This window comes from Amycolatopsis sp. FDAARGOS 1241, from assembly GCF_016889705.1.
Lineage (GTDB): Bacteria > Actinomycetota > Actinomycetes > Mycobacteriales > Pseudonocardiaceae > Amycolatopsis.
In genome coordinates this window covers 53,967-69,381 of the sequence record NZ_CP069526.1, presented here as the reverse complement: position 1 = coordinate 69,381, position 15,415 = coordinate 53,967, and the positions used below count along the sequence as shown (strand labels likewise).

Below are 15,415 nucleotides of genomic sequence, written 5' to 3'. Positions count from 1 at the left end.
AACTTTTGTTCGAATCCACACGATTGTGCGCCGAACGGTCCGTCAGCGGCTCGAAGAGGCTTGCGCGACGCGCATCGTCGGCGCCAGGAAGTACACGGACACGACGATGGTCCCGACTACCGCCAGCGTCCAGTGCAGCCCGATCCCGCCGGCCAGCGCGCCGATCAGCACCGGCCCCACGAGGAACCCGAAGTACCCGCACGCGGCCACCGCCGCGATCGCCCGGCTCGGCGCGTCGGCCTGCTTGCGGCTCGCCGCGCTCCACGCCAGCGGCACCATCCCCGACACCCCGAGGCCGACCACGGCGAACCCGGCCACCGCGAACCACGGCAGCGGCACGGCCACGACCAGCAGGAACCCGAGCATCGTCACCGCCGCCGCCGTGCGCATGAACGGCACGACGCCGTGGCGCTCCACGAGCCGGTCCGCCACGACCCGCACCGCGATCATCGTGATCGAGAACCCGAAGTAGCCCAAGGACGCCAGAGCCGCTGTCGCCGACGTGACTTCCCGCAGGTACACGGCGCTCCAGTCGTTCACCGTGCCCTCGGCGACGAACCCGCAGAACGCGATCACCCCCAGTGGGATCAGCGCCTTCGACGGCAGCGCGAACGCCGCGTCGCCCTGGCCGCGGTCGGCACCCGGCAGGAACCGCGTCGCCGCACCCAGCGCAACGAGCAGAAGCACGGCCCCCGTCGCCGTGAAGTGGACCTGGAGCGGCACCCGCCACGTCTCCATCAGCGCGCCGGCACCGGACCCCAGCAGCCCGCCGATGTTCCAGAACGCGTGGAATCCGGCGAAGATCGGCCGCCCGTACTCCTCCTCGACGCGCAGGGCGTGGGCGTTCATCGACACGTCGAGCAGGCTGTTGCCCACGCCGAGCACGACCAGCGCGCCCACGAACGTCACGAGATCCGGCGCGAACGCGGCCAGCGGCAGTCCCGCGCACAACACGGTCGCACCGGCGAGCACTCCGCGGCGGCTGCCGATCTTCGTGAGCACCGGCCCCGCTGCCACGAGCGCGGCCACCGACCCCGCCGCGAGCCCGAACAAGCCGACCGCCAGCCGGCCCGCGCTCAGCCCGGCGTGGGCCTGCGCCGCCGGGATCCGCGCCGCCCACGTGGCGAACGCCGCCCCGCACACCGCGAACACCACCGAAACCGCGGCGCGCGCACGCCGAGCCTGCTCCACCCACTGTCCCCCAGGCGTGACGAAGGGGGCCACCCGAAGCGTTCGGGTGGCCCCCGACGGAACTTCCGCCGCCTACTTGGCCTTCGCGGTGCTCGTCTTCTTCGCGGGCGCCTTCTTGGCCGCCGCGGTCTTGGTCGCGGTCGACTTCGACGCCGTCGTGGTCTTCCGGGTCGTCGTGCGCTTCTTCGGCGCCGGGCCCTTCGCCCGCTTGTCCGCCAGCAGCTCCGCCGCCCGCTCGGCCGTGAGGTCCTCGATGCTGTCGGTCTTCCGCAGCGTCGCGTTGTACTCACCGTCGGTCACGTACGGGCCGAAGCGGCCGTCCTTGACCACCATCGGCTTGCCCGAAACCGGGTCGTCGCCGAGCTCCTTGAGCGGCGGCTTCGCGGTGGCCGACCGGCCGCGCTGCTTCGGCTCCGAGTAGATCTTCAACGCCTCTTCCAGCGTGATCGAGAACAGCTGCTCCTCGGTCTGCAGCGAACGCGAGTCCGTGCCCTTCTTCAGGTACGGCCCGTAGCGCCCGTTCTGCGCGGTGATCTCGTCACCGGACTCCGGATCCTTGCCCACCACGCGCGGCAGCGACAGCAGCTTCAGCGCGTCGTCGAGCGTCATCGTGTCGATCGCCATGGACTTGAACAGTGAACCCGTGCGCGGCTTCGGCTGCTTCGCCTTGGCGGCCTTCTTCTGCGCGGCCGTCGCGCCCTCTGGCAGCGGCTCCGGCTCGGGCAGCACCTCGGTGACGTACGGGCCGAAGCGGCCTTCCTTCGCCACGATCTCGTGCCCGCTCACCGGGTCGGTCCCCAGCCGGCGACCCTCCTGCGGCGTCGCGAAGAGCTTCTCCGCGATCTCCGACGTCAGCTCGTCGGGCGGCAGGTCCTCGGGCAGGTTGGCGCGCTGCGACTGGCCGTCGACCTCGCGCTCGAGGTACGGCCCGTAGCGGCCCACGCGCACGACGACCTTGTGCCCGTCGGCGTCGTTGAACAGCGGGATCGAGTTGATCTCGCGGGCGTCGATGCCCTCGACGCTGCCGTCGACCAGCTTCTTCAGCCCGCCGAGCCGGCCGACCGAGCCCTCCACGCCGAAATCGCCGCCGAAGTAGAACTTCGAGAGCCACTGCGCGCGGTGCTCGTCGCCGTTGGCGATGCGGTCGAGCTCGTCCTCGAGCCCGGCGGTGAAGTCGTAGTCCACCAGCCGCTCGAAGTGCCGCTCCATCAGGCCGATCACGGCGAACGCGACCCAGGAGGGCACCAGCGCGGAACCCTTCTTCCACACGTACCCGCGGTCCTGGATGGTCTTGATGATCGACGCGTAGGTCGACGGCCGGCCGATGCCCAGCTCCTCGAGCTTGCTCACCAGGCTCGGCTCCGAGTACCGCGCGGGCGGCGACGTGGTGTGGCCGTCGGCGGACAGGTCGTTCGCGGTCAGGCCCTGGTCCTTGACCAGCACCGGCAGACGGCTCTGCTTGTCGTCGGCCTCGCCGCCGGCCTCGGTGTCGACCGCCTCGACGTAGGCCTTCAGGAAGCCCGCGAAGGTGATGGTGCGACCGGACGCGGCGAACGTGCACTCCTCGCCCGAGGTCGCGGTGCCGACGATGCGCACCGACATCGTGGTGCCCTTCGCGTCGGCCATCTGCGACGCGATCGTGCGCTGCCAGATCATCTCGTACAGGCGGAACTCGTCGGAGTCCAGCTCACCCGCGACCTGGCCCGGCGTGCGGAACACCTCACCGGACGGGCGGATCGCCTCGTGGGCCTCCTGCGCGTTCTTGACCTTGCGCGTGTATTGCCGCGGCGACGGCGACACGTACTCCTTGCCGTACAGCTGCGTCGCCTGGCTGCGCGCGGCCGAGATCGCCGACTCCGACAGCGTGGTCGAGTCGGTACGCATGTAGGTGATGTAGCCGTTCTCGTACAGCTTCTGCGCGATTCGCATCGTGCGCTCGGACGTGAACCGCAGCTTGCGGCCCGCTTCCTGCTGCAGCGTCGAGGTCATGAACGGTGCGTACGGCTTGCGCGTGTACGGCTTCTCCTCGACGCTCGCGACGCGGAAGTCGCGGTTGGCCAGGGCCTGCGCCAGGGCCTGCGCGTCGGCTTCGCCCAGCACGCGGATCTCGTTGGCCGAGCCCTTCAGCCGGCCGTTGGAATCGAAGTCGCGACCGGTGGCCAGGCGCGCGCCGTCGACGGAGACCAGGCGTGCCTGGAACGTCTGCGGCGAGGCGTCCTCGCCCGCGTCCATCGTCGCGGAGATGTCCCAGTACGACGCCGATGTGAAGCGCATGCGCTCCCGCTCGCGCTCGACCACGATGCGCGTGGCCACGGACTGCACGCGGCCCGCCGAGAGCTTCGGCATGACCTTCTTCCACAGCACGGGCGAGACCTCGTAGCCGTAGAGCCGGTCGAGGATGCGGCGGGTCTCCTGCGCGTCGACCAGGTCGGCGTCGAGCTCGCGGGTGGCGTCGGCGGCCGCGCGGATCGCCTGCTCGGTGACCTCGTGGAACACCATGCGGCGCACGGGCACCTTCGGCTTGAGCGTCTCGAGCAGGTGCCAGGCGATGGCTTCACCCTCGCGGTCGGGGTCCGTGGCGAGGTAGAGCTCGTCGACGTCCTTCAGCAGGCCCTTCAGCTCCGTGACCTTGGACTTCTTGTCCGGCGTGACGATGTAGAGGGGCTTGAAGTCGTTGTCGATGTCGACGCCGAGGCGCGCCCACGACTCGCCCTTGTACTGGGCGGGGACGTCGGCCGCACCCCGCGGGAGGTCGCGGATGTGCCCGACGGAGGACTCCACGACGTAGTTGCCGCCGAGGTACGGGGCGATCTTGCGGGCCTTCGTGGGCGACTCGACGATCACCAGCCGCCGGCGCCCGGCGCCGTCCGTCCCGGTGCCGTTCTTCTTGGTCCGTGCTCCTGCCACGCTGCCCTGCTCTCCACTCATCTCCGCGCCATCGCCCACGATGGCGGCGGCACTGCTTTACCCCTCGACGAGGGGTTCTGCGCCCGCGTCTTCGACCAGCCAGTGTGCACGCTCGCACCGGCCCGACAGCGGCTAGGTGGCCTGACACGCCGTCCGGCCCCTGCCCGTCGGATCGCCGCTGACCTCGACGATGTTTCCTATCCAGACCTAGCACGTGATTCCGGACACGTGCCGTGCAGGGTATCTCGTGATCACGTCGATACCCTCCGTTCGACGGTGGTGGGCCTGGCGTCGACACCGCTTCACTTACTACCTCGTCGAGCCGAAAGGAACCACCATGACCCGACGCCTGCTCGGTGGCGTGGTCGCCGCCGTGGCCGCGTTTGCCCTGGTCACAGCACCCGAGGCGGGTGCGGTGACCGCCACGTTCGCCGGGGCGGTGGCCCTGTCCAACTGCTCCGGTTCGGTGGTCAAACCGGCCGGCACGCCCGACACGGCGCCCGCGCTCGTGATGTCCAACGGTCACTGCCTGGAGTCGGGGTTCCCGAAACCGGGCCAGGTCGTCGTCGGGGAGAAGTCCACGCGGACGTTCAGCCTGCTGTCGCCGGACGGCAAGCAGAGCCTCGGCACGCTGAAGGCCAAAAAAGTCGTGTACGCGACCATGACCGACACCGACGTCTCGCTCTACCAGCTCGACACCAGCTACGCGAAGATCAAGCAGAAGTACCGGATCTCGCCGCTCGAGCTCGCCGGGGCGCACCCGGCGGCGGGCACGGAAATCGACGTGGTCTCGGGCTTCTGGAAGACCATCTACTCCTGCTCGATCGACGGGTTCGTGAACGAGTTGCACGAGAACGGCTGGGTGTGGAAGGACTCGATCCGCTACACGCCCGAGTGCGAGACCGTCGGCGGCACCTCCGGCTCGCCGATCGTCGACACCACGACCGGCAAGGTCATCGGCATCAACAACACGTCGAACGAGAACGGCGAGCGCTGCACCCTCGACAACCCCTGTGAGGTCGACGGGTCCGGGACCGTCACCGTGCACCCGGGTAGCAAGTACGGCGAGGAGACGTTCAGTATTCCCGCCTGCCTCACGCCGGCCAGCGAGATCGACCTCGCCCGCCCCGGCTGCGCGCTGCCGAAACCCGCGACCGGACGAGTTTTCTAACCAACGGCCTCCAGCAAGTACTGAAGGGGACTCTCGCCTCGGCGAGGGTCCCCTTCGGTGCGTTCGGGGGCGGGCCGGGCCCGACCGGGCCAGGCCGCCGCGTCCTTCGGCTCCGGCAGCTCGGGCCACGCGGCTTCCGCGCCCGCGGGTGGTTCGCCGATGAGCTCGAGCAACCCGTCGAGCCGGCGCCGGCCGGACACCCGTACGCCCGGCTCCTCCGCCTTCGGCCCCAGCAGCCGCGCCTGCACGCCGAGCGGCTCCAGCGCGGCCAGCAGTTCCTCGTGCATCCCGGGCGCGAGCGGGTCCATGCCGAGCAGGTAACCCGACGGGCCCGGACGCCCCGCCGCGAGCGCCCACATGCGCAACATCGCGCCGCTCAGGCGGAACCCGTCGGGCACCGCCTTGCCCGAATCGTCTTCGGTCGGACCGGAGCACCCTGTGCGCAGCCACCGCGCCGCCAGCGGCAGCAGATCGACACGGAACGACGTGCGCACCTGCGGGCGGCCACAGTCGGCCACGGTCACCTGCGCGTCGGCCCCACGCCGGCGGCACTCGCGCGCCAGCACCCCCGCGCGCCACTGCTCGTCGACGATCACGGACAGCCGCGCCGCCGTGCGCCCGAAGCCGGTGATCTGTCCCTGGCAGCACAGCAGGCCGGCCAGGTCCGGGAGCCCGGGGCCGCTCGCCTCCGCCGAGAACAGCGAGATCGTCCGATCCACGCGGAGCATGATAGAACACAAGTTCGATCGCCCGCGAGACTTGCGCCCGGATTTTCGCCGATCGAGCGATCACCGCACGAGCCGGTCGTGCGCGGCCCGCGGCGCGAAAATCCACGCAACCAGCAGAACCGCGGCGGCCGCGACGAACACCGCAGGCCCGGACCGGAGGCCGAAGAGGGCGATGCCGAGCGAGCCGCCGATCTGCCGCGCGAAGGTGAGCGTGGCCATCGCCGAGCCGAGGACGTCCGCAGGCGCCCAGTACTGCGCGAGCAGCGCGTAGACCTGCATGGACAGGCCGAGAGCGGCCCCGTTGCACGCCAGTCCGGCGATGCTCACCCCGAACCGGGCGCCACCCGGCGGCACTATCGGGATCGCGGCCGTCGCGAGGAGTCCCGCCACGCCGAGGGCCAGGGCCCAGCCGACCCCAGGCCGTGAGCCGGGGAAACCGGCGCGTGAACGCGGCGAATCCGCTGGTCACCAACAGTTGCCCGGCGGTCATCGGCAGGAGCAGCAGACCCGTCGTGGCCGGCGAGCCGCCGAGGACGAGCGGGACGTAGGTGAAGCTGCCGAAGAGCGCGACTCCGCTGAGAAAGGTGACGCCGATGGCTCGGGCGAGCCCGGAGTCGGCGAAGAGGCGCGGTGGGAGCAGTGGTGCGGCGGCGCGCCGTTCGACGCGGACGAACGCGAGGGTCGCGACGAGAGCGAGGAGAACCACCACGGTCGCCCGCAGCGGATCGCGGTCAATCGCACCGGCACTGCCGAGCACGACGATCCCGCCGCCGGCCACGGCGACCAGCAGCGCGCCCGCCCAGTCGAACGCGGTTCGGCTCACCCGGCGGGCGCCGGGGACCGCTCGCGCACCCAGCAGCGCCACGGCGCAGAGCGGGAGATTCAGCAGGAAGACGAGCGCCAACCCGCCGTGGCGGCCAGCACGCCGCCCAGCGGAGCGCCCCCGATCGCCGACACGGCGAACACCGCCGTGAGCCAGCCCTGACGGCGCACCAGCTCCGCGCAGTCGAACAGCTCCGCCAGGCCCGCCACCGCGGCCACGATCAGCCCACTGCCGCCGAGCCCCTGCACGGCGCGAAAAGCGACCAGCGCGGGCACGTCCGGCGCCAACGCGCACGCGAGCGACCCGGCGGCGAACACGAGCGCCGAGCCGGCGAACGTCCGTCGGCGGCCCCAGCGGTCACCGAGGCTGCCGTGCACGGGCGTCGACACGGCCACGGCCAGCAGGTAGGCCGCCGTCACCCCGCCCACCGCGTGGCGCCCCCGAGATCCGCGGCGATCACGGGCAGCGCCGCGACGACCACGTTGGTGTCCAGCGATGCCATCAGCATCCCCAGCGCGAGCGCGGCGAACGCAGTGCCCCGACCTCGCAGATTTATCTGCATATCGCACACGTTATGTATGCGAAACGCATACAGTCGAGGTACTCTGAGTACCGTGACAGCTCCTCTCGAAGAAGCCGGGCCCGCACTCTTCCGCCTGGTCAGGCACTGGTCACGGCGGTGGACCACCCGCACGGCGGCCGAGCTGATGGGCGAACAGCGCCACGTTCAGCACATCCTGGCGGTGGAAGCCGTCGACACAGTCGGCGCACACCCCGGTGAGGTGACGGTCGCGACCGTCGCGCACCACCTGGGCCTCGACCACTCGGGTGCCAGCCGCCTGGTCCGCGACGCGACCGCCGCCGGCTACCTCACCCGCGGTACGTCGGGGCAAGACCGGCGCCGGGCGTCGCTGCAGCTGACGGACAGCGGGCGCGAGCTGCTCGCCGCGTCGCACCAGTGGCAGCGGCGGACGTTCGACGAGCTCACCGCCACCTGGGCGGCGGCCGATCGCCGGCGCTTCGCCGGCTACCTCGTGCGGCTGGCCGAAGAGCTCTAACGCGGCGCCGGCGGCACCACGAGCTGCTGGCAGCCCGGCGCGCGCTTGCCCGCCGCCGAGAGCTCCGGCGTCGCGTTGAGGACCTCGAGGACGTCGAGCTTCGCGACGTCGTCGAGGCTCGCCTTCGCGTCGCCCAGCGCGGCCTTCGTGGCAGCCGCGTCGGTGGCCGTGTCGAGGCGTTCACGGGTCGAATCGGCACGCTGACGCACGGCTGAGAACCGGTTGAGCAGGTCCGTGCGCGCCTTGTCGGCGCCCGGCACCGGCGGCGGTCCCACATCGTCGAGCCCGGCGACGGTCTGGTCGATGCCGTCGACCACCGAGGACAGGAGCCGGCTCGACGTCCTGGACGCCTGCGCAGGAGAGCTGGGGTCGATCGTGGGCAGGGCCGAGAGCGTGCGCACGAGGTGCGTCACGGCCGCGCAGTAGCCGTCCGCCCATCTCGCGGCCGGATCGGCCTGGCTCGCGGCGTCCGCCTGTCCACCCGGCTGGATGTGCGACACCGGTGGCTGCTGCCCGCAGCCGGCGAGGCCGATCCCGAGTCCTGTCACCAGCGCGGCTAGAACGGTCAACCGCGGCCGCACCCCCACACCTCCTGCTCGTCGACGTCCAGGTGCCCCCGACCGTACCGATCCGAGATTCATTCGCAAGTCACTCTTCGGGGCGCGGGAAGAGTCACCGCACGCGTCGGGGCCCGGCGCGCACGCGGCGTGCCGGGCCCCGACGGTGTTCGCGCTTCGGCGGATCAGGCTTTCGCCTCCGCCGGGGTGTCCGCGATGACCGTGCCGCGCCGCTTGGACACGACGATCGCCGCGACGACGACCGCGACCGCGACGATCGCGATCACGATGCGCCAGGTGGTGTCCACGCCGCCGCCGGCCGAGAGCGTCACGACCGCGGGCGCGATCAGCACCGAGACCAGGTTCATGACCTTGATCAGCGGGTTGATGGCCGGGCCGGCGGTGTCCTTGAACGGGTCGCCGACGGTGTCACCGATGACGGTCGCCTCGTGGGCCTCGGAGCCCTTGCCACCGTGGTTGCCGTCTTCGACGAGCTTCTTCGCGTTGTCCCAGGCACCACCGGAGTTGGCGAGGAAGATCGCCATCAGGGTGCCGGTCGCGATCGCACCCGCCAGGTAACCGGCCAGCGCACCCGTGCCGAGGCCGAAGCCGACGGCGATCGGGGCGAACACCGCCAGCAGACCCGGCGTGGCGAGCTCACGCAGCGAGTCGCGCGTGACGATGTCCACGACCTTGCCGTACTCGGGACGGGTGGTGCCTTCCATGATCCCGGCGATCTCGCGGAACTGGCGGCGCACCTCGTACACCACGGCGCCCGCGGCGCGCGACACCGCGTTGACCGCGAGGCCGGAGAACAGGAACACGACCGCCGCACCGACGATCACACCGACCAGCGTGGGCGGGCTGACGATGTTCGCGAGGAACGTGCCCGCTCCGCCGACGGCCTTCGTGATCGCGTCCGAATAGGACCCGAACAGCGCCGTGGCCGCGAGGACCGCCGTGGCGATGGCGATGCCCTTGGTGATGGCCTTGGTGGTGTTGCCGACCGCGTCGAGCTCGGTGAGGATCTGCGCGGCCTTCTCGTCGACGTCGCCCGACATCTCGGCGATGCCCTGCGCGTTGTCGGAAACCGGGCCGAAGGTGTCCATGGCGACGATGACGCCGACGGTGGTCAGCAGACCGGTGCCCGCGAGCGCGACCGCGAACAGCGCGACGGCGCCGCCCAGCAGGTACGCGCCGAACACGGCGGCACCGATCACGAGCGCGGTGTACACAGCGGACTCGAAGCCCACCGAGATGCCGGACAGGATGACGGTCGCCGCACCGGTCTCCGACGTCCTGCCGACGTCCTGGACCGGCTTGTACTCGGTACCGGTGTAGTAACCCGTTAGCTTCAGGATGATCGCGGCGAGCACGATGCCGATGATCACGGCGACGGTCGCGATGACCGCCGGGTTGCCGCTGGTGCCCGCGAACTGCGCGCCGAAGTCGGAGAAGCTGCTCGGCAAGTACACGAACGCCGCGACGGCCGAGAGGACGGCGGAGATCACCGCGGAGATGTAGAACGAGCGGTTGATCGTGACGAGACCGCCCTCGCCCGCGCGCGCCTTCGTGATGTACACGCCGATGACGGCGGTGATGACACCGATGGCGGGCACGATGAGCGGGAAGATCAGGCCGCTGGAACCGAACGCGGAGCTGCCCAGGATCAGCGCGGCGACGAGCATGACCGCGTAGGACTCGAAGAGGTCGGCCGCCATGCCGGCGCAGTCACCCACGTTGTCACCGACGTTGTCGGCGATCGTCGCGGCGTTGCGCGGGTCGTCCTCCGGGATGCCCTGCTCCACCTTGCCGACGAGGTCCGCGCCGACATCGGCCGCCTTCGTGAAGATGCCGCCGCCGACACGCATGAACATGGCGATCAGCGCGGCGCCGAACCCGAAGCCCTCCAACACCTTCGGGGCCTGGCCCGTGTACACGAGCACGACGATCGCGGCACCGAACAGGCCGAGGCCGACGGTGATCATGCCGACCACGCCACCGGTGCGGAACGCCACGCGCATCGCGATCTCACGCCCGCCTTCCTCGCGCGCGGCGGCCGCCACGCGCAGGTTCGCCTGCGTCGCGAGCCACATGCCGAGGTAGCCGATGGTGAACGAGAACACCGCGCCGACGAGGAAGAAGATCGAGCGGCCGATGCGCTCGTTCCAGTCGTCGGCGGGGAGTGCGAAGAGCAGCAGGAACACGATAACGCCGAAGATGGCGAGGGTGTTGCGCTGCCGCTTCAGGTATGCGGCCGCACCTTCCTGCACCGCCTTGGCGATGTCCTGCATCTTGGCGGTGCCTTGGCCCGCGGCCAGCACCTCCCTGAGCAGCACGTAACCGATGGCGAGTGCGGCAAGGGCGACCACGGCGACCACACCGACGATGGTGTAGCCACCCCCGGAGAGCGTGAGACCGCCCTCCGCGAGGAACTGCCGGGACATTCGTCCTCCTGGGAACGCCGTTGGCCAGCGCGGACTCGTCGTACCCGCCGTGCCTGCGCTGGCATGGGATCTGTACCGATCGACACGCTAGCCGTGCGGGCAATGCACGTCTCACATGACGCTCGCCACAGAGGGTGTGGATTGCGGGAGTGTATTGGTAGTGCTCAGCGGCCCTGCAACGCGTCCCGGTGACAGCACGTTCCGTGACCTTGTGTGATTGCTCACTTGATCGATCTCGGGTCGGTTCTGTCGGTGCTCTGTGCGAAGCTTCGGCACGTGGTCGAGCGAGGACGGAGGCTGCTCAGCCGGGTCACGGCGGGGGTGCCGGTGAACGAGAACCCGGTGACGCACGTGGCACAATTGCCCGCGCGTCCGGCGGGGTTCGCGCCGTGGCCGGAGTGGGCGGCGCCGGCGGTGGTGTCGGCGTTCGCGGCGTCGGGGGTGGAGAAGCCGTGGCAGCACCAGGTCACGGCGGCCTCGCACGCGCACGGGGGCATGCACGTGGTGGTGTCGACGGGCACGGCATCGGGGAAGTCGCTGGCCTACCAGCTGCCCGTGCTGTCCGAACTGGCCACGGGTTCGAGCGCCACCGCGCTGTACCTGTCGCCGACGAAGGCGCTGGGCGCCGACCAGCTGCGTTCGGTGTCCTCTTTGGACTTGCCGGGGGTGCGAGCGGCGTCGTTCGACGGTGACACGCCGATGACGGAGCGCGACTGGGTGCGCGCGCACGCGAACTGGGTGTTCACGAACCCCGACATGCTCCACCGCGGGATCCTGTCGGCACATTCGCGGTGGACCCAGTTTTTCAAGCACCTCGCCTACGTGGTGGTGGACGAGTGCCACAGCTACCGCGGGGTGTTCGGTTCGCACGTCGCGCTGCTGCTGCGCCGCCTGCGCCGGGTCGCGGCGCACTACGGGGCTTCGCCGGTGTTCGTGCTGGCGTCGGCGACCACGGCTTCGCCGGCGGAGTTCGCGTCGCGGCTCACCGGGGTGGCGTGCGAGGCGGTGACCGAAGACGCGTCCCCCCGGGGCGCGCGGACGGTCGCGTTGTGGGAGCCGCCGCTGCTCGACGAGCTGACGGGCGAGAACGGCGCGCCGGTCCGGCGTTCGGCGGGTGTGGAGGCGTCGCGGATCCTCACGGACCTCGTGGTGGAGGGCGCGCGTTCGCTGGCTTTCGTGCGTTCGCGGCGCGGGGCGGAGCTGACGGCGCTGGGCGCGCGGCGGCTGCTGTCCGAAGTGGACCCAGCGTTGGCGGAAACGGTTGCGGCGTACCGATCCGGCTTCCTGCCGGAGGAGCGGCGGGCGCTGGAGTCAGCTCTGCTGTCCGGCCGGCTGCTGGGGGTAGCGACGACGAACGCGCTGGAGCTCGGCGTCGACATCGCGGGTCTCGACGCAGTGGTGCTCGCCGGGTACCCGGGCACATTGGCGTCGTTCTGGCAGCAGGCCGGGCGCGCCGGCCGGTCGGGCGACGAAGCGCTGGTGGTGTTCATCGCGCGCGACGACCCGCTGGACACCTACCTCGTGCACCACCCGGCGGCGCTGCTGGATCGTCCCGTGGAAACGGCGGTGCTCGACCCGACGAACCCGTACGTGCTGGGTCCGCAGCTCGCGTGCGCCGTCGCGGAACTGCCGCTGACCGAACCGGAGCTGGCGATGTTCGGCGGCGCCGCGGCCCGGGACGTGCTGGCGGACCTGGCTGCGGAGAAGCTCCTGCGCCGCCGTTCCAGCGGCTGGTACTGGACTTCGCGCGACCGCCCCCATGCGGAAGTCGGCATCCGCGGCTCGGGCGGCGACCAGGTCGCCGTCGTCGAGGCGGACTCCGGCCGCATGCTCGGCACGGTCGACCCGGGCTCGGCGTGCTACGCCGTCCACCCGGGCGCGGTGTACCTGCACCAGGGCTCGTCGTACGTCGTCGACGAGCTCGACCTCGAGACGGGGCTCGCGCTCGTGCACGCGGAGGACCCGGACTGGCACACATCGCCGCGGGAGGTCGTGGACATCTCCGTGCTGGCCACCGAACAGCGGTGCCGCCACGGCGGCGTCACCGTGTGCCTCGGCGAAGTCGCGGTGACGTCGCAGGTCGTCGGCTACCTGCGGCGGCGCCCGTCCGGCGAGGTGCTGGACCACACGCCACTCGATCTGCCTGAGCAGAGCCTGCACACGCGCGCCGTCTGGTACACGCTGTCCGACGACCTGCTCGGCCCCCCGCACCGGACGGTGACCGGGGATGCTCGGGTGGGGACCGAATCCGCGGCGCCCCTTGGGCCGAGTGGCACTTCAAGCTCCGGCGACGCGGCTGCGTGGTCCGGCGCCGACCCTGCCGACTGCTCGGCTGGAACCGATTCGCCGGGCACCGCCTCAGCCGACCGCCCCACGGGCGATGACTCGGCCGGCAGCGATGCCGACGCGGACCTTGCCGATGTCGCTGCCGGTGACCGCTCGGCCGGCCCCGCCCCTGCTGACCGCACCTCTGCTGGCTCCGACAGTGGTGCCGCCGATCCGGACAACACCGATTCCGCCAGCGCCGACTGGGCTGGCGGTGACCCGGCTGACCGCAGCTGCGCGGAACCCGGCACCGACAGGGGTTCCGCCGCTTCCGGCAGCCCCAACTCGGCTAACAGTGACTCGGCTGACCGCAGCTCCACTGACTCCGGCTCCGATAGCGGTGTCGCCGAGCCGGACAGCACCGACTTGGCTCGCGGTAACCCGGCGAACCCCGAATCCGCTGAACCCGGCACTGACAGCAGTGCCGCCGCCTCGGGCAATGCCGACTCGGCTAGCCGTGACTCAGCTGACCGCAGCCGCACCAACACCGGCTCCGACAACGGTGCCGCCGAGCCGGACAACACCAGCTCCGCCAGCGCTGACGCGCCTGGCAGTGACTCAGCCAACCCCGCAGGCGCTGAACCCGACACCGACAGCAGTACCACCGCCTCCGGCAGCGCCAACTCGACTAGCAGTGAATCGGCCGGCTGTGACTCGGCGGACGCTGAATCCGCCAGTAGCGGCGCGGCCGACGCGGACCGTGCCGGCACAGCCGGCTCGGGCAGTGGCGGCTCGAGTAGTGGCGGTTCGGCCGGCCGCTGCGCCGGCGCCACCGGCGACCAAGTTGCCGGGGTCGCCGAGTCTGGCGGCCATTCCGTTGCGGGCGCGGGAGGTGCCGGCAACGACGTGGGCGGGGCCGGCCGTGGCGGATCCGGTGGCGCAGCGAAGCGTGATGCGGCATCTGGTACGCCCGTGGAGCCTTCGGGCCAGGCCGTGGAGCGGGACCTGCTCGACGTTGAGGCACCCGGGCCCGAGGAGCGGGGGCCCGGGGTGCCACCGGTGGGGAAGGTGGCGCCGGTGGGGACCGGGGGTGTCGACAGGGCGCCGGGGGGCGCCGGGTTGGTCCCGGCGCGCGTCCCCGGCGCTCTGCATGCCGCCGAGCACGCGGCGATCGGCCTGCTACCGCTGTTCGCTACGTGCGACCGCTGGGACATCGGCGGGGTGTCTACCGCGTGGCACGAGGACACCGGGGAGGCGACGGTGTTCGTGCACGATGGGCATCCCGGGGGTGCGGGATTTGCCGACCGCGGTTATGCCGCGATTGTCCCGTGGCTGGCCGCAACGCGGGAGGCGATCGTCTCCTGCGAGTGCCCGACGGGGTGCCCGTCCTGCGTCCAGTCGCCGAAGTGCGGGAACGGCAACGATCCGCTGGACAAGGCGGGGGCGGTGGCCGTTCTGGATGCCGTGCTCGGGGCTTTGCGTCAGCACGGGGAACAGTGCGGCCACGGTGGTTCGTGAACCTCTTCAGTTGTCAACGCTGCTGTGCCGGGGTGGAACCGGTCACGCAGCGGTGGTCTCCACGAGCAGCGGTGCGTGCTGGTCGCTGAGGGCGCGCACGAGGACGTCGTGCACCTCGGCCGGGTCGGGCAGCTGCCAGCCGCACACCTCGGGCTTCACGCGCCAGTGGACCACGCCGTGCTGGAACGGCGAGGGCGGCAGCGGGATGTAGCTGCCGGCGCCGTGCCACTGCACGGAAGCCTGCGCCGCGAGCTCCGCGGGGAGGTTTTCGGCGGGCACGGTGAGGAAGAGCCAGCGACCGTTGGGCATCGCGACGATCGGCGCGGGATGGCCGAGGGTGCGGAGCAGCCGGGCGGCGCGCTTGCCCAGCTCGTCGTCGACCTCGATGGCGTCGAGCGCGGTGCCGGTGGCCACGAGCAGGCTGCGGGTGCGGTCGGAGAACCAGGTGGCGACCTCGTGGGCGTGCGTGCCGATCTGCTCGCGCCAGTCGTCGCGGGCCGGCACCGGCCGGCGCCACGTGAGGTCGTCGTCACCGGTGATCGACGCCGGGGTCGCGCCCGGGAGCACCGGCCAGCCGCGCCACGCGAGGCCGATCGCCTCCGCCCGCAGTTCGATGCGGAAGGCGCTCCGCCAGCTGTCCGGCCAATTCGCGTCCAACATTGCTTTCCTGCCTTCAAGTTCCGGTTTTGCGCCACCCGGGTCGGGGCCGTTGGTGGCGCACGTCTCACTAAACGGCAAGTTGCACATTGC

General features: G+C 71.2%; 12 protein-coding genes. 3 read left to right on the top strand and 9 right to left on the bottom strand.

Features of this window, described 5'->3' with window-relative positions:
- Window positions 1–42 precede the first annotated feature (42 nt).
- Both I6J71_RS00325 and topA read right to left on the bottom strand, forming a co-directional pair.
- A complete protein-coding gene (locus I6J71_RS00325; RefSeq protein WP_204092878.1) occupies window positions 43–1,191 on the bottom strand; it encodes an MFS transporter in 1,149 nt (382 codons plus the stop codon).
- 72 nt (window positions 1,192–1,263) lie between these two features.
- Window positions 1,264–4,119: a type I DNA topoisomerase gene (gene topA, locus I6J71_RS00320; RefSeq protein WP_204092877.1), complete on the bottom strand. Its 2,856-nt coding sequence runs from the start codon at window positions 4,117–4,119 to the stop codon at window positions 1,264–1,266.
- A 316-nt stretch (window positions 4,120–4,435) separates the two neighbouring features.
- Between topA and I6J71_RS00315 the strand changes: the two genes are divergently transcribed.
- Complete coding sequence (locus tag I6J71_RS00315; RefSeq protein ID WP_204092876.1) at window positions 4,436–5,269, top strand: serine protease; 834 nt, start codon at window positions 4,436–4,438, stop codon at window positions 5,267–5,269.
- Here I6J71_RS00315 and I6J71_RS00310 read toward each other — a convergent pair.
- From I6J71_RS00310 to I6J71_RS47360, 4 genes are all read right to left on the bottom strand, one after another.
- Complete coding sequence (locus I6J71_RS00310) at window positions 5,266–5,988, bottom strand: hypothetical protein (protein WP_204092875.1); 723 nt, start codon at window positions 5,986–5,988, stop codon at window positions 5,266–5,268. The two genes, I6J71_RS00315 and I6J71_RS00310, sit on opposite strands and share 4 nt — an antisense overlap.
- A gap of 69 nt (window positions 5,989–6,057) precedes the next feature.
- The gene (locus tag I6J71_RS47370; protein ID WP_239154329.1) at window positions 6,058–6,387 is read right to left on the bottom strand and encodes a hypothetical protein; all 330 of its coding nucleotides are present in this window, start codon (window positions 6,385–6,387) and stop codon (window positions 6,058–6,060) included.
- A 492-nt stretch (window positions 6,388–6,879) separates the two neighbouring features.
- Window positions 6,880–7,239 carry an MFS transporter gene (locus tag I6J71_RS47365; protein ID WP_239154328.1) on the bottom strand — a complete coding sequence of 120 codons (360 nt, stop codon included), beginning with the start codon at window positions 7,237–7,239 and terminating at the stop codon, window positions 6,880–6,882.
- On the bottom strand, window positions 7,236–7,382 hold the full coding sequence (locus I6J71_RS47360; protein ID WP_239154327.1) for a hypothetical protein: 147 nt from the start codon (window positions 7,380–7,382) through the stop codon (window positions 7,236–7,238). Before I6J71_RS47360 ends, I6J71_RS47365 begins: the two co-directional genes overlap by 4 nt.
- Before the next feature lie 52 nt (window positions 7,383–7,434).
- Between I6J71_RS47360 and I6J71_RS00300 the strand changes: the two genes are divergently transcribed.
- Window positions 7,435–7,878 (top strand): MarR family winged helix-turn-helix transcriptional regulator, encoded by a 444-nt coding sequence (locus I6J71_RS00300; RefSeq protein ID WP_239154326.1) that lies wholly within the window; start codon window positions 7,435–7,437, stop codon window positions 7,876–7,878.
- Here I6J71_RS00300 and I6J71_RS00295 read toward each other — a convergent pair.
- Window positions 7,875–8,447 carry a hypothetical protein gene (locus I6J71_RS00295; protein WP_239154325.1) on the bottom strand — a complete coding sequence of 191 codons (573 nt, stop codon included), beginning with the start codon at window positions 8,445–8,447 and terminating at the stop codon, window positions 7,875–7,877. The two genes, I6J71_RS00300 and I6J71_RS00295, sit on opposite strands and share 4 nt — an antisense overlap.
- 173 nt (window positions 8,448–8,620) lie before the next feature.
- A complete protein-coding gene (locus I6J71_RS00290) occupies window positions 8,621–10,882 on the bottom strand; it encodes a sodium-translocating pyrophosphatase (RefSeq protein ID WP_204092872.1) in 2,262 nt (753 codons plus the stop codon).
- 276 nt (window positions 10,883–11,158) lie between these two features.
- Between I6J71_RS00290 and I6J71_RS47355 the strand changes: the two genes are divergently transcribed.
- On the top strand, window positions 11,159–14,665 hold the full coding sequence (locus I6J71_RS47355) for a DEAD/DEAH box helicase (protein ID WP_239154324.1): 3,507 nt from the start codon (window positions 11,159–11,161) through the stop codon (window positions 14,663–14,665).
- A 42-nt stretch (window positions 14,666–14,707) separates the two neighbouring features.
- Here the strand turns inward: I6J71_RS47355 and I6J71_RS00275 are convergent, their stop codons facing one another.
- Complete coding sequence (locus I6J71_RS00275) at window positions 14,708–15,325, bottom strand: bifunctional DNA primase/polymerase (protein WP_204092871.1); 618 nt, start codon at window positions 15,323–15,325, stop codon at window positions 14,708–14,710.
- Window positions 15,326–15,415 lie beyond the last annotated feature (90 nt).